Below are 24812 nucleotides of genomic sequence, written 5' to 3'. Positions count from 1 at the left end.
AAGGCGGTGTATTGTAGCATGATTTTAGTTATGGATGTTGGAAATACTAATATAGTTCTAGGGGTTTATAAAGATACAGAATTAATTTCATTTTGGAGAGTTTCAACAGATGCAAACAAGACATCAGATGAATATGGTATTCAAGTTATTCAGCTTTTTAAGCATAATAACATAGAAATTAAAGATATAGAAGGTGTGATCATATCATCAGTTGTTCCAAATGTTATGTATTCTTTTGAACATATGGTAAGAAAGTATTTTAATATAGAACCATTAATTGTAGGTCCTGGAATAAAGACAGGAATTAATATAAAGTATGATAATCCAAAAGAAGTTGGAGCTGATAGAATAGTTAATGCAGTAGCAGCACATGAGATATATAAAGAACCACTTATTATTATAGATTTTGGTACGGCAACTACCTTTTGTGCAATTACGGCAGAAGGGGACTATCTAGGTGGAGCTATATGTCCAGGAATAAAGATATCTACACAGGCATTAATAGAAAGAGCTGCCAAGCTTCCAGAAGTAAAATTAGAAAAGCCAAAAACTGTTATATGTAAAAATACAGTTACAAGCATGCAGGCGGGTATAATTTATGGATATGTTGGGCAAGTAGATTTTATAGTAAATAAAATGAAGGAAGAAATGAAAGCTATTGGTGAATCTGAACCATTGGTTATTGCCACTGGTGGTCTTGCAGTTTCTATTAGTGAAGAATCTTCCACAATACATAAAGTTGAACCATTTTTAACTTTGAATGGTTTAAAGACAATATACCAAAAAAACAAGGAGTAGGTTATTTTATGAACATAGGAAATCTAGAATTCACAAATCCTGTATTCTTAGCACCTATGGCGGGAGTTACAGATGTGACTTATAGAGAAATTTGCACAGATATGGGATGTGATCTAACTTACACAGAAATGGTCAGTGTAAAAGGACTTTATTATGGTAGTGAGAATACAGAAGACTTAATGAAAGTATCACCTAGATGTAAAAATTCTGCTATTCAAATTTTCGGAAGTGACCCTTATATTATGGCTAAAATTTGTGAAGACTATTTAAATAAAAATGAAGATTTTTGCTTAATTGATATAAATATGGGATGTCCAGTACCTAAAATAGTAAAAAATGGGGAAGGTTCAGCTCTTATGAAAGACCCTAAGCTAGCGGCAGATATAGTAAGAGAAATAAAAAAAGTTTCATGTAAACCTCTTACAGTAAAGTTTAGAAAGGGATTTGATGATGAGCATATTAACGCCGTGGAATTTGCTAAAGCCTTAGAAGATGCAGGCGTAGATTCTATAGCTGTTCATGGTAGAACTAGGGAACAGATGTATCAAGGGAAGGCTGATTATGATATTATAAGGAAAGTAAAAGAAGCAGTATCTATACCTGTCTTAGGTAATGGTGACGTTTTTTCAGCAGAAGATGCTAAGAGAATAAAAAATGAAACTAATTGTGATGGCATTTTGATTGCAAGAGGTGCTATGGGAAATCCTTGGATATTTAGAGATGTAAAATTAGCATTAGAAGGAAAAGAAATACCTTTAGTTTCAGATAAAGAGAAGGTAGAGATGTGTATAAAGCATTATACGTTAGCCTTGGAATATGAAGAAGAATATAAAGTAGTTAGAGAAATGAGAAAACACATTGCATGTTATATAAAAGGAATTAAGAATTGTGCTGAAATAAAAAATATTGTTAACACAAAAGATAATCCACAAGAAGTAATAAAAATATTATCAGATTATAAAGAAATAGTGTAGAATTAGAAGATGGCATATATATTGACTTTAACTAAAGCGTGTTTTATAATTAGTTAAATAGTTATAAGAAAATATAATTTATAGTATAGATGTAAAAAATAAACATATGCGTAAAGTTTATTTATAAAGGAGCGAAAATCATGAGTGGATCAAAGAAATATATGATGACACCTGAGGGTATAAAGAAATTAGAGGATGAATTAGAATTTTTAAAAACTGTTAAAAGAAGGGAAATAACTGAGAAAATTAAAGTTGCTCTTTCTTTTGGAGATTTAAGTGAAAATGCAGAGTATGATGAAGCTAAAAACGAGCAAGCATTTGTAGAGGGAAGAATAGCTCAACTTGAAAATATGCTAAGAAATGCTGAAGTTATCGATGAAACAGACATGAAAGAGGATACTGTTACTCTAGGCTGTATAGTTAAGGTTAAAGACTTTGAATTTGATGAGGAAATAGATTTTAAAATTGTAGGTTCAGCAGAAGCAGATCCAATAGAGAATAAGATTTCAAATGAATCTCCAGTAGGAAATGCATTAATGAATAAGAAAGTTGGTCAAATAGTAGAAGTACCTATTCCGGATGGAGTAAGTAAATATGAAATATTAGAAGTAAAATAGCACGAGAAGAGAATAGGAGGAATTTAGATGTCAGAAGAAAGACAATTAACAAAAGAGGAGTTAAAAGAATTAAAACTTCAAAAAAAAGCAGAACAAGAATATAGTGAGCAAATGAGTCAAAGAGTTGAAAAATTAGAAGAGTTACAGAAGAATGGAAAAGATCCGTTTGATGTATATAAAGTAGAAGTAACCCATACATCAGAGCAAATAGTAGAAAGCTTTGATAGTCTTGAGAATAGTGAGGTTACAGTAGCAGGCAGGCTTATGTCTAAAAGGGTTCATGGTAAGGCTGGATTTTCTCATATCCATGATAGATATGGTAAAATTCAAATATACATTAAGTTGGATGACGTTGGAGAAGAAAAGTTAAAAGAATTTAAGTCTTTTAATTTAGGAGATATAATATCAGTTAAGGGACTTGTGTTTAAGACTAAAACTGGAGAAGTTTCAATACACATAAAAGACTTTGAATTAATATGTAAATCAATAAGACCATTACCAGAAAAATGGCACGGATTAAAAGATCCAGATTTAAGATATAGACATAGAGAAGTAGACATAATTATGAATGAAAAGGTTAGAGATACTTTTGTAAAAAGAACAGCTATTATAAAAGCAATAAGGGAATATCTAGATAATAGGGGATTCATGGAAGTTGAGACTCCAATTCTTTCCCCTATAGCAGGTGGAGCAGCTGCAAGACCTTTCGTGACTCATCATAATGCATTAGATATAGATATGTACTTAAGAATAGCAACAGAATTATACTTAAAAAGATTAATAGTAGCTGGATTTGAAAAGGTTTATGATATAGGAAAGAATTTTAGAAATGAAGGAATAGATGTAAGGCATAATCCAGAGTTTACAATGATAGAGCTATATCAAGCTTATGCTGACTACAATGATATGATGGAAATAACTGAAAATATGATTGCATATGTATGCCAAAAAGTATTAGGTACTACTAAGGTAATGTACCAAGGTACTGAAATAGACTTTATGCCGCCTTGGAGAAGAATAACAATGGTAGATGCAGTTAAAGAATATGCTGGAGTAGATTTCAATAATATCGAGACTGATGAACAAGCTAGAGAAATAGCTAAAGAAAAACACCTAGAGTTTAAGAAGGAACTAAAAGATTGTACAAAAGCTGATATTCTAAATGCGTTATATGAAGAGTATGGGGAAGCAAATATGATTCAGCCTACATTTATATGTGATTACCCAGTAGAAATATCTCCATTAACTAAGAAGAAAAGAGGTAATGAAGCCTTCACAGAAAGATTTGAAGGATTTGTATTCGGTAGAGAAATATGTAACTCTTATTCAGAATTGAACGATCCAATAGTTCAAAGAGATAGATTTATGCAACAAATGAAAGAAAGAGAATTAGGCGATGATGAAGCCTATGTTATAGATGAGGACTTTATGCATGCTTTAGAGATAGGTATGCCTCCAACAGGTGGTTTAGGAATAGGTATTGATAGATTAATTATGTTCTTAACAGATTCTTATTCAATAAGAGATGTTATTTTATTCCCAACAATGAAGCCATCAAATAACTAATAGAAACAAATTTAAATGGGTGCTTATGTATTAGGCATCCATTTGTTGAATTGAAGATGGTTACCAATAAGAACTATATAAAGAATTTTATGAAAGAATGGAGGAGTATTAATGGCTGTAGAAAAAACCATGGATAAAATAGTAGGGTTATGTAAAACTAGAGGTTTCATATTTCAAGGGTCAGAAATATACGGAGGACTAGCAAATGCTTGGGATTATGGTCCTTTAGGTGTGGAATTTAAAAATAACGTAAAAAAAGCTTGGTGGAAAAAGTTCGTTCAGGAAAGTCCATATAATGTAGGATTAGATTGTGCTATTTTAATGAACCCAGAGACTTGGGTAGCATCAGGACATTTAGGGAATTTCTCAGATCCTTTAATGGATTGTAAAGACTGCAAGGCTAGATTTAGAGCCGATAAAATAATAGAAGATTATATGACAGAGCAGGGTGCAGAAGTTGCTTCAGCTGATGGTTGGTCAAATGAAGAATATGAAAGCTACATAAAAGAACACGATATAGTTTGTCCTAAATGTGGTAAGAAGAATTTTACAGAAATAAGAAAGTTCAATCTTATGTTTAAAACATTTCAAGGTATAACAGAAGATAGCAAGTCTGAAATATATCTAAGACCAGAAACAGCACAAGGTATTTTTATAAACTTTAAATCAGTTCAAAGAACATCAAGAAAGAAGGTACCTTTCGGTATAGCTCAGATAGGAAAATCTTTTAGAAATGAAATCACACCAGGTAACTTTACTTTTAGAACTAGAGAGTTTGAGCAAATGGAGCTTGAATTTTTCTGTAAGCCAGGAACAGACTTAGAATGGTTTAATTACTGGAAAGAATATTGTTTAAATTTCTTGTTCAATTTGGGGTTAAGTAAGGATAGTATAAGATATAGGGATCATGAACAAGAAGAATTATCATTCTACAGTAATGCTACTACAGATATTGAATACTTATTCCCATTTGGATGGGGTGAGCTATGGGGAATAGCAGATAGAACTGATTATGATCTTAAAAAGCATATGGAACATTCAGGATCAGATTTAAGTTACACGGATCCAAATACAAATGAAAAGTATGTTCCATACTGTATAGAGCCATCGCTAGGAGCTGATAGGGTTGCACTTGCATTTTTAGTGGATGCATATGATGAGGAAGAGCTTGATAATAATGACTCAAGAATAGTGCTACATTTACATCCAGCATTGGCACCATTTAAAGCTGCAATACTCCCACTTTCTAAAAAGTTATCTGAAAAAGCAGATGAGGTATATTCAATGCTGAGAAAGAAATTTAATGTGGAGTATGATGACACTGGTAGCATAGGCAAGAGATATAGAAGACAAGATGAGATTGGAACTCCATATTGTATAACAATTGATTTTGATACATTAGAAGATAATCAGGTTACAGTAAGAGATAGAGATACAATGGAGCAAGTAAGAATTGGAATAGATAAGTTAGAAAGCTTCATTGCGGAAAAAATAGAGTTTTAAATAATTTCTTATTAAAATTTATTTAATTTAAACTAATAATAAAAAAGCTAAGATTATTCTTAGCTTTTTTTAAATTTAATTGTATATTATTTTAATAGATAAAGAGTTATTAAAAGAATTATATATATTAAAATAAAAAAATAACCGGATTTACATCCGGTTTAAAGGGGTTAATCATGGGGTTGCTATTTTAATTGTGATAATTATGGGGATATGTCAATGATTAACCTATACTTGGGGAATTATCTATATCATTTCTTTACGGCACAAAAATATAATAGCATATAAAGTCGAATTTTGCAATATGAGATCAATAAGTTGTTTGATTCCTAATTATTATACAATTATGAATATTCCTATAATTATAATTGTATATAATGAACTTTTTTAATAATTGAATTACTTTATGTTACAGAAGTTAAAAAGCGTGTATAATATAGATTGGAGAGAGTTTCTTTTATTAGAACTTTAATTTGGAGGCGAAAGATTAAATGAAAAAAAATTTCTCGGAATTTAAAGAGTTTATAAGAGATAAAAAAGTAGGGGTAGTGGGTATAGGTGTTAGCAATGTGCCTCTTATATATTTTTTACTAGAGTTAGGTGCTGAGGTAACTGCTCTAGACAAAAAAACACAAGATAAATTAGACAAGGGTTTAGTTAAAGACTTTAAGGGAAAAGGTGTACGCTTAAAATTGGGAGAAGATTATTTAGATGATTTAACGCCCTTTGAAGTAATTTTTAAAACACCTTCAATGAGAATAGATAACCCGGCTTTTGTTAAAGCAATAGAATCTGGAAGTTATATAACATCTGAGATGGAAGAGTTTGTTAGATTCTGTCCTGCTAAAATTTATGGTGTTACAGGTAGTGATGGAAAAACTACAACAACAAGTTTAATATATAACATGCTAAAGACTGAAGGATATAAAACTTGGGTTGGTGGAAATATAGGAACACCACTATTTTCTAAAATAGAAGAAATTAGTTCTGAAGATAAAGTAGTTTTGGAACTTTCGAGTTTTCAGCTTATGACTATGAATGTATCTCCAGAAGTCGCTGTAGTTACTAATTTAAGTCCAAATCATTTAGATATGCACAAGGGAATGGAAGAATATATAGATTCTAAGAAGAATATATTTAAATTCCAAGATAGAGAAGGAATACTTATTTTAAATAGAGAAAATGATATAACATATTCATTTTTAGGTGAAGAAAAGGGAACGGTAAAGTTATTTAGTAGCAAAAGAGAAGATGAAAGTGCTGCTTATTATAAAGATAGAGCTTTATATTTAAAAGGAAATGAAGTATGTAAGAAAGATGACATAGTTATCAAAGGAATGCATAATATAGAGAACTATCTAACTGCATTTTTAGCTGTAGAAGGAGAAGTATCAGTAGAAAATATGAGAAATGTGGCTACTACATTTAAGGGAGTTGCTCATAGAAATGAATTTATTAGAGAAATCAATGGTGTAAGATATTATAATGATTCTATAGGTTCAAGCCCAACAAGGACTTTAGCTACAATTTCCGTATTTGATAATCCTGTCATCTTAATAGCAGGTGGATATGATAAACAAATTCCATTCGAACCTTTAGCTCAGAGAGGATATGAGAAAATTAAGAGTTTAATTTTACTAGGGGAAACTAAAGATAAAATAAAATCAGTATTTCAAAATGTTATAGAAGAAAACCATATAGAAATACCTATTTATATGGTAAATTCTTTAGAAAAGGCAGTGGATAAGGCTAGTGAAATTTCAAGTGAGGGAGATAATATAGTATTATCACCAGCTTGTGCAAGTTTTGATATGTTTCCTAACTTTGAGGTAAGAGGAAATAAATTTAGAAAGTTAGTAGAAAATTTAAAATAGAAATTAGTTAGATTATATATTTATATATAGGCGCTAAATTGGAGTGGTATTCTTTTTAGTGCCATTTTTATAAAAAGATCATGGCAACAGAATATATATATTATAATTTAATAAAAACTCTAAGTAATATAGATTAAATATAATAGAGCATTTTCTTGAAAGACTAGATTTCATAATTTTAAATTAATATAAGATTAAAATATTATCAGATGGAGAGAAGGAGAGGATTTATATTGATTATATTCGCAATTTCAGATTCAATAGGGGAAACTGCTGAGCAAGTATCTATTGCGGTATCTAGCCAATTTAAAGATGTAGATGTTAAGAGAATTTCATATGTTAAGACTTTGGAAGACGTGGAATATGTAATGAGTATTATAAAGGAATGTGAAAAATGTATGGTAGTGTCTACCATAATAACTGTAAATGTACGCGAATATCTTACTCAAAAATGTATTGAGAATAATGTTAATATTGTAAATGTACTTGGGCCTATAATCAACATAGCTTCAACTTTACTAAATACGTACCCATCATATAATCCAGGAGCTATATGGAAAACTGATGATATATATTATAAAAGAATTGAGGCTATGGAGTTTGCTATTCAATATGATGATAGTAAAGACTACGCAGGAATAAAAAATGCAGATGTAGTTTTAGTTGGTCTTTCTAGAACTTCTAAAACGCCTCTTTGTATGTATTTAGCTAATAAAGGCATTAAGGCTATTAATATACCATTGGTACCTGAAATAGAATTACCAGAAGAACTTTTTGAAGTAGATAGAAAAAGAATATTTGGATTAGTTATAGATCCATTGCGATTAATTGAGATAAGGAAAAGAAGGTTAGATAAATTTGAGAGGGCTATATCAGGTGTTGAATATGCCAATGATGAAAGGATACTTGAAGAACTGGAATTTTCAGATAGGGTGATGAGAAAATTAAGGTGTAAGACTATAGACGTAACTCAAAGAGCTATAGAGGATACAGCTTTAATTATAATGAAGTATATAGGAAAAAAATAAATATATTTAAACATGGATAGAAAACTAATCCATGTGTGTCTTTATATAAAAAAGAGAGAAAAATGAAGAAAAATAGAGAATTTTAAAAGAAAATTAATTGATTTAGAGTTTAAATTATGTTCAATATATATTTATGATGTTAATATATTTACATTGCTTATGTAAATATAACTTAGAAAAACATTAAAATTATGTTGACAAAGTTGTTTATGAGTGATAATATGTAAAAGTAATTTGAAGCAGATGGACTTTGAAAATTAAACAGAGTAAGATAAAAGAACTCGCATTCTTTTGAGAAAAAGAAAAAAACAATTCAAGTCAGTAAAATGCTTGAGCAAGTTGAAATCTCAATAGAAAATTGAAGAGTGTAAGGAAACTCATCAGCTAAGGTTGATGAGTAAAATACTGCACGAAACAAGTTTCTAGCATTATTTTAAATTGAGAGTTTGATCCTGGCTCAGGACGAACGCTGGCGGCGTGCTTAACACATGCAAGTCGAGCGATGAAGTTCCCTTCGGGGAATGGATTAGCGGCGGACGGGTGAGTAACACGTGGGTAACCTGCCTCAAAGAGGGGGATAGCCTCCCGAAAGGGAGATTAATACCGCATAATATCTTTTTAATGCATGTTAGAAAGATTAAAGGAGCAATCCGCTTTGAGATGGACCCGCGGCGCATTAGCTAGTTGGTGAGGTAACGGCTCACCAAGGCGACGATGCGTAGCCGACCTGAGAGGGTGATCGGCCACATTGGGACTGAGACACGGCCCAGACTCCTACGGGAGGCAGCAGTGGGGAATATTGCGCAATGGGGGAAACCCTGACGCAGCAACGCCGCGTGAGTGATGAAGGTCTTCGGATCGTAAAGCTCTGTCTTCAGGGACGATAATGACGGTACCTGAGGAGGAAGCCACGGCTAACTACGTGCCAGCAGCCGCGGTAATACGTAGGTGGCAAGCGTTGTCCGGATTTATTGGGCGTAAAGCATGCGTAGGCGGATATTTAAGTGGGATGTGAAATCCCGGGGCTTAACCCCGGTGCTGCATTTCAAACTGGATATCTAGAGTGCAGGAGAGGAAAGCGGAATTCCTAGTGTAGCGGTGAAATGCGTAGATATTAGGAAGAACACCAGTGGCGAAGGCGGCTTTCTGGACTGTAACTGACGCTGAGGCATGAAAGCGTGGGTAGCAAACAGGATTAGATACCCTGGTAGTCCACGCCGTAAACGATGGGTACTAGGTGTCGGGGTTTCAATACTCCGGTGCCGCAGTTAACACATTAAGTACCCCGCCTGGGGAGTACGATCGCAAGATTAAAACTCAAAGGAATTGACGGGGGCCCGCACAAGTAGCGGAGCATGTGGTTTAATTCGAAGCAACGCGAAGAACCTTACCTGGGCTTGACATCCCGAGAATCCTGTGGAAACATAGGAGTGCCCTTCGGGGAACTCGGTGACAGGTGGTGCATGGTTGTCGTCAGCTCGTGTCGTGAGATGTTGGGTTAAGTCCCGCAACGAGCGCAACCCTTGTTGTTAGTTGCTACCATTAAGTTGAGCACTCTAGCAAGACTGCCTGGGTAACCAGGAGGAAGGTGGGGATGACGTCAAATCATCATGCCCCTTATGTCCAGGGCTACACACGTGCTACAATGGTTGGTACAGAGAGAAGCAAGACCGTGAGGTGGAGCCAATCTCACAAAGCCAATCTCAGTTCGGATTGTAGGCTGCAACTCGCCTACATGAAGCTGGAGTTACTAGTAATCGCGAATCAGAATGTCGCGGTGAATGCGTTCCCGGGCCTTGTACACACCGCCCGTCACACCATGAGAGTTGGTAACACCCGAAGTCCGTGAGGTAACCGTAAGGAGCCAGCGGCCGAAGGTGGGATCGATGATTGGGGTGAAGTCGTAACAAGGTAGCCGTAGGAGAACCTGCGGCTGGATCACCTCCTTTCTAAGGAGAAATCGAGAAGGCTATCGCCTTTTCGTAGCGAGCACTTACTCTGTTTAATTTTGAGAGGTCAAACTCTTAAAACTATTAATAATTTAAAACTTTTGATTTTAAATTATCGAAAAATATGGGGGTATAGCTCAGCTGGGAGAGCACCTGCCTTGCACGCAGGGGGTCAAGGGTTCGAATCCCTTTATCTCCACCATATATGGGTCTATAGCTCAGCTGGTTAGAGCGCACGCCTGATAAGCGTGAGGTCGATGGTTCGAGTCCATTTAGACCCACCATTTTGTTCTTTGAAAATTGCACAATGAATAAATAAACTATAATTAACTGATTAATATAAATTAATTTAGTTACTCATGATAGGTCAAGTTAGAAAGGGCGCATGGCGAATGCCTTGGCACCAGGAGCCGAAGAAGGACGTGATAAGCTGCGATAAGCTGTGGGTAGCCGCACATAGGCTGTGATCCACAGATTTCCGAATGAGGAAACTCATATACCTAACGGTATATATCCTGAACTGAATACATAGGTTCAGGAGGGTAGACCCGGGGAACTGAAACATCTAAGTACCCGGAGGAAGAGAAAGAAAAATCGATTTTCTAAGTAGCGGCGAGCGAAAGGGAAAGAGCCCAAACCAGAAACTTGTTTCTGGGGTTGCGGACAGATCATAAACGTAGAGGCTATTGTAGTTGAAGTAAGCTGGAAAGCTTCACCATAGAAGGTAATAGTCCTGTAAACAAAACAAGAAGACTACAGATCTGATCCAGAGTACCACGAGACACGTGAAACCTTGTGGGAAGCAGGGAGGACCACCTCCCAAGGCTAAATACTACCTGGTGACCGATAGTGAAGAAGTACCGTAAGGGAAAGGTGAAAAGAACCCCGGGAGGGGAGTGAAATAGAACCTGAAACCGTGTGCCTACAATCGGTCGGAGCACTTTATATGTGTGACGGCGTACTTTTTGTAGAACGGGCCAACGAGTTACGATATGTAGCGAGGTTAAGCACTGAAGGTGTGGAGCCGAAGGGAAACCAAGTCTGAATAGGGCGAATTAGTTGCATGTCGTAGACCCGAAACCGAGTGATCTATCCATGGCCAGGATGAAGCGAAAGTAAAATTTCGTGGAGGTCCGAACCACGTTGGTGTTGAAAAACCATGGGATGAGCTGTGGATAGCGGAGAAATTCCAATCGAACTCGGAGATAGCTGGTTCTCCTCGAAATAGCTTTAGGGCTAGCGTCAGGTAATTAAGTAATGGAGGTAGAGCACTGAATGAGCTAGGGGGCTTCACCGCTTACCGAACTCTATCAAACTCCGAATGCCGTATACTTGTATCCTGGCAGTCAGACTGCGAATGATAAGATCCGTAGTCAAAAGGGAAAGAGCCCAGACCATCAGCTAAGGTCCCAAAGTGTAAGTTAAGTGGTAAAGGATGTGGGATTTCTAAGACAACTAGGATGTTGGCTTAGAAGCAGCCATTCATTTAAAGAGTGCGTAATAGCTCACTAGTCAAGAGATCCTGCGCCGAAAATGTCCGGGGCTAAAACTTACCACCGAAGCTATGGATGTACTATGTACATGGTAGAGGAGCTTTCTGCATTGGTTGAAGTCGTACCGAAAGGAGCGGTGGACGATGCAGAAGTGAGAATGTTGGCATGAGTAGCGAGAAATAGGTGAGAATCCTATTGGCCGAATATCTAAGGTTTCCTGAGGAAGGCTCGTCCTCTCAGGGTTAGTCGGGACCTAAGCCCAGGCCGAAAGGCGTAGGCGATGGACAATCGGTTGATATTCCGATACCGCCAAACTTCGTTTGACAAATGGGGTGACGCAGAAGGATAGGATATGCACACTGTTGGAGTGTGTGTTCAAGCACTTAGGCAGGCTAAGCAGGCAAATCCGTTTAGTCAATGCTGAGGTGTTACGAGGAGCGATTTTTTTCGCGAAGTATCTGATTCCACGCTGCCAAGAAAAGCCTCTATGGAGAAGTTTGGTGCCCGTACCGCAAACCGACACAGGTAGATGAGGAGAGAATCCTAAGGCCGGCGGAAGAATTGTTGTTAAGGAACTCGGCAAATTGACCCCGTAACTTCGGGAGAAGGGGTGCCTAGCGAAAGCTAGGCCGCAGTGAATAGGCCCAGGCAACTGTTTAACAAAAACACAGGTCTCTGCTAAAGCGTAAGCTGATGTATAGGGGCTGACGCCTGCCCGGTGCTGGAAGGTTAAGGGGATCTGTAAGCGTAAGCGAAGCAGTGAACTTAAGCCCCAGTAAACGGCGGCCGTAACTATAACGGTCCTAAGGTAGCGAAATTCCTTGTCGGGTAAGTTCCGACCCGCACGAATGGCGTAATGATCTGGGCACTGTCTCAACAACAAATCCGGTGAAATTGTAGTGCAAGTGAAGATGCTTGCTACCCGCAGTTGGACGGAAAGACCCCGTAGAGCTTTACTGTAGCTTAGCATTGAATTTCGGTATTGTCTGTACAGGATAGGTGGGAGACTTGGAAATACCTTCGTCAGGGGGTATGGAGTCATCCTTGGGATACCACCCTGACAGTACTGGAATTCTAACGAAAGGCCATGAATCTGGTCGTCGGACATTGTTAGGTGGGCAGTTTGACTGGGGCGGTCGCCTCCGAAAGTGTAACGGAGGCGCCCAAAGGTTCCCTCAGCGCGGTCGGAAATCGCGCGTAGAGTGCAAAGGCAGAAGGGAGCCTGACTGCGACACATACAAGTGGAGCAGGGACGAAAGTCGGGCTTAGTGATCCGGTGGTACCTCGTGGGAGGGCCATCGCTTAACGGATAAAAGCTACCTCGGGGATAACAGGCTGATCTCCCCCAAGAGTCCACATCGACGGGGAGGTTTGGCACCTCGATGTCGGCTCGTCGCATCCTGGAGCTGAAGTCGGTTCCAAGGGTTGGGCTGTTCGCCCATTAAAGCGGCACGCGAGCTGGGTTCAGAACGTCGTGAGACAGTTCGGTCCCTATCCGCTGCGGGCGCAGGAAATTTGAGAGGAGCTGTCCTTAGTACGAGAGGACCGGGATGGACTGACCTCTGGTGCACCAGTTGTCACGCCAGTGGCACAGCTGGGTAGCTATGTCGGGAAGGGATAAACACTGAAAGCATCTAAGTGTGAAGCCCACCTCAAGATTAGATTTCCCATGACGAAAGTCAGTAAGACTCCTTGAAGAACACAAGGTTGATAGGTGAGAGGTGTAAGTATGGTAACATGTGTAGCTGACTCATACTAATAAGTCGAGGACTTGACCAATATAGTTTTCATTGTGCAATTTTGAGAGAACAGTTCCTATAAAGAACAATTCTTTTATCAAAAAAATAGTTGACAAATTATTATGTTTAAAATATAATAATTTATGTCGAATAAATCCGGTGGTAATGGCGTAAAGGTAACACTCCTTCCCATACCGAACAGGCAAGTTAAGCTTTACAGCGCTGATGGTACTGCAGGGGAAGCCCTGTGGGAGAGTAAGACACTGCCGGGTAATATATACGGATCATTAGCTCAGTTGGTTAGAGCAACCGGCTCATAACCGGTAGGTCTGGGGTTCGAGTCCCTGATGATCCACCATATTTGGGGGTATAGCTCAGCTGGGAGAGCACCTGCCTTGCACGCAGGGGGTCAAGGGTTCGAATCCCTTTATCTCCACCAAAAAAAGTTATGATTTATCATAGCTTTTTTTATTTTTTGTCAATTTAGGCAGGAGTATATTTAATACCTAGAATAACTATTAATAAATAAATTTAATCACAATATATGCTAGGTATATTAATATTTTGTGGATAAGATGAATTTTAATGTGGATATTATTTATATTTAAGTTTTAATAATTTTATAAAGTAAAATCATATAGTAAGTAAGTTTTATAAGAAAATAAATATATATTAATTTTCTTATGGTGTATAATATGTTTTGTAGGATTGGAATATAAAATATAAGAGAGGAATTAAGCGATGAAGTATAGTGATATGGAATTTGGTAAAATTATAGAGAGAATAAATGAGTTATATAAAAAAAGTAAGCAGGAAGGGTTAACAGAAGAAGAGAAAATAGAGCAAAAAGATCTGAGAGAATATTATTTAAGTGTAATGAAAAACAATTTTAAATCACAACTATCTAAAGTTAAAAAGGTTCCTTCTAAAAATACAAATAAATTGAGGAACTAGGCATGAGGAAAAACTTTATAATAATATAAAAAATAACTCTTAAAAATACTAGATATAAATTTTTAAACACCTAAAGTTTAAGGGTGTTTTTTATATCTATTAATCTATTTATGAAATAATTTAAAGATAACTATACCTAGTGTATCAATATATATAAAGTAGGCCAAAATAAGAGTAAGATAGAGAAATATGAATATAACTTTATTAAATAGATTATCATAACAATATAATGAGTTTTAACAGTGATATAATAAAAAACGTTCCACAGAGGAATAGGAAACACGGTCAATACAACAAAATAAAAAAAGTGTTGACAAGATAAAAAACATCTGATAAGATGTAATAGTTGCTTGAAGAGAGCGACAAAAACGAAAGAAATTGGTCTTTGAAAATTAAACAGAGTAAGATAAAAGAACTCGCATTCTTTTGAGAAAAAGAAAAAACAATTCAAGTCAGTAAAATGCTTGAGCAAGTTGAAATCTCAATAGAAAATTGATAAGTGTAAGGAAACTCCTCAGCTAAGGCTGATGAGTAAAATACTGCACGAAACAGTTTCTAGCATTATTTTAAATTGAGAGTTTGATCCTGGCTCAGGACGAACGCTGGCGGCGTGCTTAACACATGCAAGTCGAGCGATGAAGTTCCCTTTGGGGAACGGATTAGCGGCGGACGGGTGAGTAACACGTGGGTAACCTGCCTCAAAGAGGGGGATAGCCTCCCGAAAGGGAGATTAATACCGCATAATATCTTTTTAATGCATGTTAGAAAGATTAAAGGAGCAATCCGCTTTGAGATGGACCCGCGGCGCATTAGCTAGTTGGTGAGGTAACGGCTCACCAAGGCGACGATGCGTAGCCGACCTGAGAGGGTGATCGGCCACATTGGGACTGAGACACGGCCCAGACTCCTACGGGAGGCAGCAGTGGGGAATATTGCGCAATGGGGGAAACCCTGACGCAGCAACGCCGCGTGAGTGATGAAGGTCTTCGGATCGTAAAGCTCTGTCTTCAGGGACGATAATGACGGTACCTGGGGAGGAAGCCACGGCTAACTACGTGCCAGCAGCCGCGGTAATACGTAGGTGGCAAGCGTTGTCCGGATTTATTGGGCGTAAAGCATGCGTAGGCGGATATTTAAGTGGGATGTGAAATCCCGGGGCTTAACCCCGGTGCTGCATTTCAAACTGGATATCTAGAGTGCAGGAGAGGAAAGCGGAATTCCTAGTGTAGCGGTGAAATGCGTAGATATTAGGAAGAACACCAGTGGCGAAGGCGGCTTTCTGGACTGTAACTGACGCTGAGGCATGAAAGCGTGGGTAGCAAACAGGATTAGATACCCTGGTAGTCCACGCCGTAAACGATGGGTACTAGGTGTCGGGGTTTCAATACTCCGGTGCCGCAGTTAACACATTAAGTACCCCGCCTGGGGAGTACGATCGCAAGATTAAAACTCAAAGGAATTGACGGGGGCCCGCACAAGTAGCGGAGCATGTGGTTTAATTCGAAGCAACGCGAAGAACCTTACCTGGGCTTGACATCCCGAGAATCCTGTGGAAACATAGGAGTGCCCTTCGGGGAACTCGGTGACAGGTGGTGCATGGTTGTCGTCAGCTCGTGTCGTGAGATGTTGGGTTAAGTCCCGCAACGAGCGCAACCCTTGTTGTTAGTTGCTACCATTAAGTTGAGCACTCTAGCAAGACTGCCTGGGTAACCAGGAGGAAGGTGGGGATGACGTCAAATCATCATGCCCCTTATGTCCAGGGCTACACACGTGCTACAATGGTTGGTACAGAGAGAAGCAAGACCGTGAGGTGGAGCCAATCTCACAAAGCCAATCTCAGTTCGGATTGTAGGCTGCAACTCGCCTACATGAAGCTGGAGTTACTAGTAATCGCGAATCAGAATGTCGCGGTGAATGCGTTCCCGGGCCTTGTACACACCGCCCGTCACACCATGAGAGTTGGTAACACCCGAAGTCCGTGAGGTAACCGTAAGGAGCCAGCGGCCGAAGGTGGGATCGATGATTGGGGTGAAGTCGTAACAAGGTAGCCGTAGGAGAACCTGCGGCTGGATCACCTCCTTTCTAAGGAGAAATCGAGAAGGCTATCGCCTTTTCGTAGCGAGCACTTACTCTGTTTAATTTTGAAGGACTAAAGTTCTTCAATTTTGTTCTTTGAAAATTGCACAATGAATAAATAAACTATAATTAACTGATTAATATAAATTAATTTAGTTACTCATGATAGGTCAAGTTAGAAAGGGCGCATGGCGAATGCCTTGGCACCAGGAGCCGAAGAAGGACGTGATAAGCTGCGATAAGCTGTGGGTAGCCGCACATAGGCTGTGATCCACAGATTTCCGAATGAGGAAACTCATATACCTAACGGTATATATCCTGAACTGAATACATAGGTTCAGGAGGGTAGACCCGGGGAACTGAAACATCTAAGTACCCGGAGGAAGAGAAAGAAAAATCGATTTTCTAAGTAGCGGCGAGCGAAAGGGAAAGAGCCCAAACCAGAAACTTGTTTCTGGGGTTGCGGACAGATCATAAACGTAGAGGCTATTGTAGTTGAAGTAAGCTGGAAAGCTTCACCATAGAAGGTAATAGTCCTGTAAACAAAACAAGAAGACTACAGATCTGATCCAGAGTACCACGAGACACGTGAAACCTTGTGGGAAGCAGGGAGGACCACCTCCCAAGGCTAAATACTACCTGGTGACCGATAGTGAAGAAGTACCGTGAGGGAAAGGTGAAAAGAACCCCGGGAGGGGAGTGAAATAGAACCTGAAACCGTGTGCCTACAATCGGTCGGAGCACTTTATATGTGTGACGGCGTACTTTTTGTAGAACGGGCCAACGAGTTACGATATGTAGCGAGGTTAAGCACTGAAGGTGTGGAGCCGAAGGGAAACCAAGTCTGAATAGGGCGAATTAGTTGCATGTCGTAGACCCGAAACCGAGTGATCTATCCATGGCCAGGATGAAGCGAAAGTAAAATTTCGTGGAGGTCCGAACCACGTTGGTGTTGAAAAACCATGGGATGAGCTGTGGATAGCGGAGAAATTCCAATCGAACTCGGAGATAGCTGGTTCTCCTCGAAATAGCTTTAGGGCTAGCGTCAGGTAATTAAGTAATGGAGGTAGAGCACTGAATGAGCTAGGGGGCTTCACCGCTTACCGAACTCTATCAAACTCCGAATGCCGTATACTTGTATCCTGGCAGTCAGACTGCGAATGATAAGATCCGTAGTCAAAAGGGAAAGAGCCCAGACCATCAGCTAAGGTCCCAAAGTGTAAGTTAAGTGGTAAAGGATGTGGGATTTCTAAGACAACTAGGATGTTGGCTTAGAAGCAGCCATTCATTTAAAGAGTGCGTAATAGCTCACTAGTCAAGAGATCCTGCGCCGAAAATGTCCGGGGCTAAAACTTACCACCGAAGCTATGGATGTACTATGTACATGGTAGAGGAGCTTTCTGCATTGGTTGAAGTCGTACCGAAAGGAGCGGTGGACGATGCAGAAGTGAGAATGTTGGCATGAGTAGCGAGAAATAGGTGAGAATCCTATTGGCCGAATATCTAAGGTTTCCTGAGGAAGGCTCGTCCTCTCAGGGTTAGTCGGGACCTAAGCCCAGGCCGAAAGGCGTAGGCGATGGACAATCGGTTGATATTCCGATACCGCCAAACTTCGTTTGACAAATGGGGTGACGCAGAAGGATAGGATATGCACACTGTTGGAGTGTGTGTTCAAGCACTTAGGCAGGCTAAGCAGGCAAATCCGTTTAGTCAATGCTGAGGTGTTACGAGGAGCGATTTTTTTCGCGAAGTATCTGATTCCACGCTGCCAAGAAAAGCCTCTATGGAGAAGTTTGGTGCCCGTACCGCAAACCGACACAGGTAGATGAGGAGAGAATCCTAAGGCCGGCGGAAGAATTGTTGTTAAGGAACTCGGCAAATTGACCCCGTAACTTCGGGAGAAGGGGTGCCTAGCGAAAGCTAGGCCGCAGTGAATAGGCCCAGGCAACTGTTTAACAAAAACACAGGTCTCTGCTAAAGCGTAAGCTGATGTATAGGGGCTGACGCCTGCCCGGTGCTGGAAGGTTAAGGGGATCTGTAAGCGTAAGCGAAGCAGTGAACTTAAGCCCCAGTAAACGGCGGCCGTAACTATAACGGTCCTAAGGTAGCGAAATTCCTTGTCGGGTAAGTTCCGACCCGCACGAATGGCGTAATGATCTGGGCACTGTCTCAACAACAAATCCGGTGAAATTGTAGTGCAAGTGAAGATGCTTGCTACCCGCAGTTGGACGGAAAGACCCCGTAGAGCTTTACTGTAGCTTAGCATTGAATTTCGGTATTGTCTGTACAGGATAGGTGGGAGACTTGGAAATACCTTCGTCAGGGGGTATGGAGTCATCCTTGGGATACCACCCTGACAGTACTGGAATTCTAACGAAAGGCCATGAATCTGGTCGTCGGACATTGTTAGGTGGGCAGTTTGACTGGGGCGGTCGCCTCCGAAAGTGTAACGGAGGCGCCCAAAGGTTCCCTCAGCGCGGTCGGAAATCGCGCGTAGAGTGCAAAGGCAGAAGGGAGCCTGACTGCGACACATACAAGTGGAGCAGGGACGAAAGTCGGGCTTAGTGATCCGGTGGTACCTCGTGGGAGGGCCATCGCTTAACGGATAAAAGCTACCTCGGGGATAACAGGCTGATCTCCCCCAAGAGTCCACATCGACGGGGAGGTTTGGCACCTCGATGTCGGCTCGTCGCATCCTGGAGCTGAAGTCGGTTCCAAGGGTTGGGCTGTTCGCCCATTAAAGCGGCACGCGAGCTGGGTTCAGAACGTCGTGAGACAGTTCGGTCCCTATCCGCTGCGGGCGCAGGAAATTTGAGAGGAGCTGTCCTTAGTACGAGAGGACCGGGATGGACTGACCTCTGGTGCACCAGTTGTCACGCCAGTGGCACAGCTGGGTAGCTATGTCGGGAAGGGATAAACACTGAAAGCATCTAAGTGTGAAGCCCACCTCAAGATTAGATTTCCCATGACGAAAGTCAGTAAGACTCCTTGAAGAACACAAGGTTGATAGGTGAGAGGTGTAAGTATGGTAACATGTGTAGCTGACTCATACTAATAAGTCGAGGACTTGACCAATATAGTTTTCATTGTGCAATTTTGAGAGAACAGTTCCTATAAAGAACAATTCTTTTATCAAAAAAATAGTTGACAAATTATTATGTTTAAAATATAATAATTTATGTCGAATAAATCCGGTGGTAATGGCGTAAAGGTAACACTCCTTCCCATACCGAACAGGCAAGTTAAGCTTTACAGCGCTGATGGTACTGCAGGGGAAGCCCTGTGGGAGAGTAAGACACTGCCGGGTAAATATTATTCCGAAGTAGCTCAATGGTGGAGCACTCGGCTGTTAACCGATAGGTTGGAGGTTCGAATCCTCTCTTCGGAGCCATATTTATTTTAAAATTGAATTTGATGTATATACCTAGTATTTAAATAATTTAAATACTAGGTTTTTTATATTTATGTTTATAATTTGTTGAATAAATTTACAATTAATCCTCTAATAATACAGTATAGTTGTTCTTATATATTACAGATAATAAAGACATATTTTAAATATTTTTGTTGGAGGTGAATTATAATGGCTAAAAAGGATCAACAAGCATCTTGGGAGAAAAAGAGGTATAAAGAAAAGCCTAAAAATGAAGTTCCACCTGTTCCTGAAATTCAAAACAAAAATAGAAAGTAATATGTAGTTAAAATTTGGAGGAATAATAATGTCAAAGTACTCTTTGGATATTTCAGGTAAGATAGATTTGAGCGACTATAGTATGATAGATGATTATATAAATGTAGTGGGAAATAATGATATACTTAAAATATCTATAGATAACTATGAAAAAGATGAAGTGGGAATAATATGTAGTATACTTGAAAATAAAGATTTTTCCATTGAGTCAAAAGGTAGTTCAAATAATGGTAAATATTATATTAGAGCAAGTAAGGAAATGTAATAAATGAAGTTATTATTTTTTATAAGTTAATAATTATATAGTTTTATATTAAAAAAGGGTGATATATTAATCTATTATATCATCCTTTTAAAAAAGTTTAGTTTGATATTTTATCTGTTTGTAAGGTGAAATAAAATTTAACGCCTAGGTTAGTATTTTCTATACCAAAGTTACTGTTATGAAATGAAAGAGTGTTTTTAACGATGGAAAGGCCTAGTCCTGTCCCCCCTAAGTATTTATTACGTGATTTATCTATTCTATAAAATTTTTCCCATATAAGATCTAACTCTTTTTCATCAATGGGATCACCTTCATTTTCTATATCTACTATTATTAGATGATCATTATTTTTCTCGTTATTTTTATTGAAGTAAGAAACCTTAATAAGTATAGTTGAGCTTTCATAAGAGTATTTTATAGCATTGTTTAATATATTATTTAAAACTCCTTCTAGCTTAAATTCGTCACCTAGTACTATGGTGTTTCTATCTATGCCAAATAATGTTTCTATTATTTTATCTTTATAAGTATTTTTATATTTTTTTTCCACCTTACATATTAAATCATATATTCTAAAAGGCCTTATATTAAGATCTATAAAACCAGATTCTAGCTTAGATAGTTCCAGCATATCAGTTACTAAATTGTTTAATTTTTTACTTTCGTCTATTATAACATCTATATAATATTTTTCATCTTCTTTATCTACAATACCATCTTTTAATCCTTCAGCATAACCTTCTATAAGGCTTATAGGAGTTTTTAATTCATGAGAAACCCCAGCAACAAAATCCTTTCTCATATTTTCTAGCTTTCTCTCATCTTCTATATCTTTTTTTAATTTATTATTAGCATCCTTAAGTTGATTTAATGTAGTATCTAACTTTTCTGATAAGAAATTTAGAGTATTTGCAAGATCACCTAATTCATCATTAGAATGTAAGTTACATTTTTCTGAGAAATCTAAATTTGACATTTTAGTTGCGATTTTATTTAAGGCTATTAGAGGATTTGAAATTATCTTTGAGTAAAAAAGAGACATAATAAAAATTAATATTATTACTATTAAATATGCATATATATAGTAAGTTTTAATAACTGATGAAGCTTCTCCAATGGGTTGGAGCGTGGACACAACAAAAATAATATCAATCAACTCATTATTAACAACTACTGGAGATACTACTACTAGATTATCTGTATTTAAAATGGGATTTTTAAATATAAAATTAACAGGTTTTTTATTTATGATTACATTAAAGTAGCTTTTTTCATAAGAAACCCAGTTTTTAATCGCCATAATTAGGACTTCATTACTATCTATATTTTTATTATAGGGAATTGATTTTCTTATATATTTTATAATCCCATTCTTATCTAAAATAGCTATTTGTGAGTTATTCTCATCCTCAAACTTATATGCATAGTTATACAATTCTTCATTAGAGCTTATATTTTCAGAATAAATTTTTTTAAAGTTTTCTACTTTTTTATTTAATCCTTTAGTTTTCTGTGTGTAGTAAAATTTCTCAAAGAATAAGCTTTGTGTAGCCATAAATATGGTTACAAGTGAAATTAAAAGTATGGAAGTAACTATGAAGAGTTTAAATTTTACACTTTTTTTATTCATTTTTAACACCAAACTTATAGCCAGATCCTCTAACAGTAGATATTAAATTAGATTTATGTTTTAATTTTTCTCTTAATCTCTTTATATGAGTATCCACAGTCCTAAGATCACCATAGTAGTCTATTCCCCATACATTATCCAGTAACATATTACGTGTAAGAACTAATTCTTTATTATTTATCATATATACTAAAAGATCAAATTCTTTTGGTGATAGTGTAATTTCTTCTCCATTAATTTTTACTTCTCTGGAATTTAAGTTAACAGTTAAATCATCAATTAATATATTACTATCATTACCACCTAAAGTTCCATTAACTCTTCTTAAAAGAGTTTTACACCTGGCAACTAAGACTTTAGGACTAAATGGTTTAGTAACATATTCATCTGCACCTAGTTCAAAGCCTAGGATTTTATCTTCGTCCTCACTTTTAGCTGTTAGAAATATTATAGGAATACTAGAGGTTTTTCTTATATGTTTACAGACTGTAAAACCATCCATATTAGGCATCATAATATCCAAAATTATTAAATTAGGAAACTCTTTATCTAATAAAGATAATGCTTCCTTTCCATCAGAAGCTTCAATGATTTCAAAGCCTTCTTTTTTAAAATAATCTCTCAAAAGTTTCCTCATCCTTATTTCATCTTCTACAATCATTATTTTAGGACTCAAAATATATTCACCTCCTGTAGTTTCTATTTTAAGTATATAATAAATAATATATAATAAAAAGCATAAGTTATAATTTGCCATTTGAATTGACAATAATTATTTCCTATATTAGAATAATACTTACTGTTATAACAAAAACTTGATGGGGAGGAGAAGGTATGATTAAGAAATTTACATCTTATTATAGGCCACATAAAAAGCTTTTCTTTTTAGATATTTTCTGTGCATTTTTAATAGCAATTCTTGATTTAATATTCCCTATGATAACTAGAAGGATATTACAAGATACACTGCCAAACAGAAATATAAGAGCACTGGTTATATTCTTGTTTATTTTAGTTATTATATATATTATAAAATATATATGTAGTTATTTTATAGAGTATTGGGGACATATTGTCGGTGTTAGAATCCAATATGATATGAGAAGGGATATATTTTCTCATCTTCAAAAGCTTCCTTTTAGTTATTTTGATAATCATAAAACTGGGCATATAATGTCTAGAATAATAAATGATTTAATGGAGATTTCAGAACTTGCACATCATGGTCCAGAAGATTTGTTTATATCTATAGTTATGATAGTAGGATCATTTATAGCTCTTTGTACTATAAATATAAATCTAACTCTTGTTATTTTTGCTTTTGTGCCTTTTATGGTTTGGTTCGCAATGAGTAAAAGGATAAAATTATCTAAGGCTTTTAAAGACGTTAGAGGTAAAGTAGCAGATGTTAATACCAGATTAGAAAATAGTATATCTGGTATTAGGGTGTCTAAATCCTTTGCAAATGAAGATTATGAAATGGAAAAGTTTGATGAGGGCAATCTTAAGTTTAAGAAATCTCGCTCTTTTGCGTATAAGTATATGGCAGAGTTTTACTCTGGAATAAGATTTTTAATTGATATTCTTCATGTTATAGTTATAGGCGCTGGAGGGTATTTTTATTTTGAGGGAAAAATAAATATGCCTGATATAGTTGCATATCTTTTATATATAAATTTCTTTATGCAACCTATAAGAAGACTTGCAATGTTTATGGAACAATATCAATCTGGAATGGCGGGATTTGGAAGATTTCTAGAATTAATGAACATAGAAGTAGAAGATAATGAAAAAGAAGGGGCCATAGAGCTTAGTAATGTAGAAGGAAATATAGAGTTTAAAGATGTATCTTTTAGTTATGGAGATAGTAAAGAGATCTTGAATAATCTAAATATTTATGTAGAAAAAGGAGAATCAGTGGCATTAGTTGGACCATCTGGTGGAGGAAAATCTACATTATGTCAACTTATACCTAGGTTTTATGAAGTAACTTCTGGTGATATATTTATTGATGGACATAATATAAAAGACCTAACACTGAAGTCTTTAAGAGAAAATATAGGATTTGTACAACAAGATGTATTTTTGTTTGCAGGCACTATAAATGAAAATATACTATATGGTAATCCTATGGCATCAGAAGAGGACATTATTAAGGCTGCAAAGAACGCAAATATTCATGAATTTATAATGTCATTACCAGAGAAATATAATACTTATGTAGGAGAAAGGGGTATAAAGCTTTCAGGAGGACAAAAACAAAGAATATCTATAGCAAGAGTATTTCTCAAAAATCCTCCAATACTAATATTAGATGAAGCAACTTCAGCTCTAGATAATGCAACTGAGCTGATGATACAAAAATCTTTAGAAGAACTATCTAAAGGAAGAACGACTTTAGTAGTAGCACATAGATTATCAACTATAAAGAATGCAGATAATATAATTGTTCTGACTAAAGAGGGTATATTAGAAAAAGGAAATCATGAAAAATTAATGAAAGAAAACGGAATTTATGCTAAACTATATAATGCACAGTTCAAAGGGTATATTCCCGATAATTTAGAGGAGTAAAATTTCTACCATGACCTTAATCTAAATTGCTATTTACTAAAAAATTCCAAAATGTTGCACAAATAAGAAGGAAAAAAATGG

12 protein-coding genes, 5 tRNA genes and 6 rRNA genes are annotated in these 24812 nt (G+C 37.1%); 21 read left to right on the top strand and 2 right to left on the bottom strand.

Translation table 11 applies throughout. The annotated features are described in order from the left end of the window. Positions 1 to 18: 18 nt before the first annotated feature. The 20 genes from FGL08_RS11985 to FGL08_RS11890 all read left to right on the top strand — a co-directional run bounded on the left by FGL08_RS11985 (position 19) and on the right by FGL08_RS11890 (position 20527). Positions 19 to 798: a type III pantothenate kinase gene (locus FGL08_RS11985; RefSeq protein ID WP_138211005.1), complete on the top strand. Its 780-nt coding sequence runs from the start codon at positions 19 to 21 to the stop codon at positions 796 to 798. 8 nt (positions 799 to 806) lie between these two features. Beyond that, complete coding sequence (gene dusB / locus FGL08_RS11980; RefSeq protein ID WP_138211004.1) at positions 807 to 1772, top strand: tRNA dihydrouridine synthase DusB; 966 nt, start codon at positions 807 to 809, stop codon at positions 1770 to 1772. A 140-nt stretch (positions 1773 to 1912) separates the two neighbouring features. Then, positions 1913 to 2389: a transcription elongation factor GreA gene (gene greA, locus FGL08_RS11975; protein ID WP_138211003.1), complete on the top strand. Its 477-nt coding sequence runs from the start codon at positions 1913 to 1915 to the stop codon at positions 2387 to 2389. 111 nt (positions 2390 to 2500) lie between these two features. Further along, positions 2501 to 3955 (top strand): lysine--tRNA ligase, encoded by a 1455-nt coding sequence (lysS, locus tag FGL08_RS11970; protein WP_415578650.1) that lies wholly within the window; start codon positions 2501 to 2503, stop codon positions 3953 to 3955. 111 nt (positions 3956 to 4066) lie between these two features. Continuing rightward, positions 4067 to 5458 (top strand): glycine--tRNA ligase, encoded by a 1392-nt coding sequence (locus FGL08_RS11965; RefSeq protein WP_138211001.1) that lies wholly within the window; start codon positions 4067 to 4069, stop codon positions 5456 to 5458. A 491-nt stretch (positions 5459 to 5949) separates the two neighbouring features. Continuing rightward, entirely contained in the window at positions 5950 to 7332 is a 1383-nt protein-coding gene (gene murD, locus FGL08_RS11960) for a UDP-N-acetylmuramoyl-L-alanine--D-glutamate ligase (RefSeq protein WP_138211000.1), read from the top strand. Between the two features lie 230 nt (positions 7333 to 7562). Then, a complete protein-coding gene (locus FGL08_RS11955; protein ID WP_138211339.1) occupies positions 7563 to 8360 on the top strand; it encodes a pyruvate, water dikinase regulatory protein in 798 nt (265 codons plus the stop codon). Positions 8361 to 8794: 434 nt separating this feature from the next. Then, a 16S ribosomal RNA gene (locus FGL08_RS11950) occupies positions 8795 to 10309 on the top strand. Between the two features lie 126 nt (positions 10310 to 10435). Further along, positions 10436 to 10511 (top strand) — tRNA-Ala (locus FGL08_RS11945). A gap of 5 nt (positions 10512 to 10516) precedes the next feature. Continuing rightward, positions 10517 to 10593: transfer RNA gene (locus tag FGL08_RS11940), tRNA-Ile, on the top strand. An 81-nt stretch (positions 10594 to 10674) separates the two neighbouring features. Beyond that, positions 10675 to 13581, top strand: a 23S ribosomal RNA gene (locus FGL08_RS11935). A gap of 115 nt (positions 13582 to 13696) precedes the next feature. Continuing rightward, positions 13697 to 13813 (top strand): 5S ribosomal RNA (gene rrf, locus FGL08_RS11930). 9 nt (positions 13814 to 13822) lie between these two features. After that, a tRNA-Ile gene (locus FGL08_RS11925) sits at positions 13823 to 13899 on the top strand. Between the two features lie 5 nt (positions 13900 to 13904). Beyond that, positions 13905 to 13980: transfer RNA gene (locus FGL08_RS11920), tRNA-Ala, on the top strand. A 317-nt stretch (positions 13981 to 14297) separates the two neighbouring features. Then, positions 14298 to 14495 carry a DUF896 domain-containing protein gene (locus tag FGL08_RS11915; protein ID WP_138211338.1) on the top strand — a complete coding sequence of 66 codons (198 nt, stop codon included), beginning with the start codon at positions 14298 to 14300 and terminating at the stop codon, positions 14493 to 14495. Positions 14496 to 15062: 567 nt separating this feature from the next. Next, positions 15063 to 16577, top strand: a 16S ribosomal RNA gene (locus FGL08_RS11910). Positions 16578 to 16739: 162 nt separating this feature from the next. Next, positions 16740 to 19646 (top strand): 23S ribosomal RNA (locus FGL08_RS11905). 115 nt (positions 19647 to 19761) lie between these two features. Further along, positions 19762 to 19878 (top strand): 5S ribosomal RNA (gene rrf, locus FGL08_RS11900). The 16S, 23S and 5S rRNA genes sit together here with 5 tRNA genes alongside, the layout of an rRNA operon. Before the next feature lie 9 nt (positions 19879 to 19887). Then, a tRNA-Asn gene (locus tag FGL08_RS11895) sits at positions 19888 to 19962 on the top strand. 328 nt (positions 19963 to 20290) lie between these two features. Continuing rightward, positions 20291 to 20527 (top strand): hypothetical protein, encoded by a 237-nt coding sequence (locus FGL08_RS11890; RefSeq protein WP_138210999.1) that lies wholly within the window; start codon positions 20291 to 20293, stop codon positions 20525 to 20527. A 97-nt stretch (positions 20528 to 20624) separates the two neighbouring features. Here the strand turns inward: FGL08_RS11890 and FGL08_RS11885 are convergent, their stop codons facing one another. Beyond that, positions 20625 to 22157, bottom strand: a complete 1533-nt coding sequence (locus FGL08_RS11885; RefSeq protein ID WP_138210998.1) for a sensor histidine kinase — start codon at positions 22155 to 22157, stop codon at positions 20625 to 20627. Beyond that, a complete protein-coding gene (locus tag FGL08_RS11880; RefSeq protein WP_138210997.1) occupies positions 22150 to 22833 on the bottom strand; it encodes a response regulator transcription factor in 684 nt (227 codons plus the stop codon). The genes FGL08_RS11885 and FGL08_RS11880 overlap by 8 nt, the downstream gene beginning before the upstream one ends. Before the next feature lie 158 nt (positions 22834 to 22991). Between FGL08_RS11880 and FGL08_RS11875 the strand changes: the two genes are divergently transcribed. Continuing rightward, a complete protein-coding gene (locus FGL08_RS11875) occupies positions 22992 to 24731 on the top strand; it encodes an ABC transporter ATP-binding protein (RefSeq protein ID WP_138210996.1) in 1740 nt (579 codons plus the stop codon). Positions 24732 to 24812 lie beyond the last annotated feature (81 nt).

The sequence above is a fragment of the Hathewaya histolytica genome (genome assembly GCF_901482605.1).
Taxonomy (GTDB): Bacteria; Bacillota; Clostridia; order Clostridiales; family Clostridiaceae; genus Hathewaya; species Hathewaya histolytica.
This window is presented reverse-complemented; position numbering and strand designations above follow the sequence as displayed.

Coding starts and splice junctions, on each gene's coding strand:
- FGL08_RS11985 (WP_138211005.1), top strand. CDS start 19: ATGATTTTAGTTATGGATGTTGGAAATACTAATATAGTTCTAGGGGTT.
- dusB (WP_138211004.1), top strand. CDS start 807: ATGAACATAGGAAATCTAGAATTCACAAATCCTGTATTCTTAGCACCT.
- greA (WP_138211003.1), top strand. CDS start 1,913: ATGAGTGGATCAAAGAAATATATGATGACACCTGAGGGTATAAAGAAA.
- lysS (WP_415578650.1), top strand. CDS start 2,501: ATGAGTCAAAGAGTTGAAAAATTAGAAGAGTTACAGAAGAATGGAAAA.
- FGL08_RS11965 (WP_138211001.1), top strand. CDS start 4,067: ATGGCTGTAGAAAAAACCATGGATAAAATAGTAGGGTTATGTAAAACT.
- murD (WP_138211000.1), top strand. CDS start 5,950: ATGAAAAAAAATTTCTCGGAATTTAAAGAGTTTATAAGAGATAAAAAA.
- FGL08_RS11915 (WP_138211338.1), top strand. CDS start 14,298: ATGGAATTTGGTAAAATTATAGAGAGAATAAATGAGTTATATAAAAAA.
- FGL08_RS11890 (WP_138210999.1), top strand. CDS start 20,291: ATGTCAAAGTACTCTTTGGATATTTCAGGTAAGATAGATTTGAGCGAC.
- FGL08_RS11885 (WP_138210998.1), bottom strand. CDS start 22,157: ATGAATAAAAAAAGTGTAAAATTTAAACTCTTCATAGTTACTTCCATA.
- FGL08_RS11875 (WP_138210996.1), top strand. CDS start 22,992: ATGATTAAGAAATTTACATCTTATTATAGGCCACATAAAAAGCTTTTC.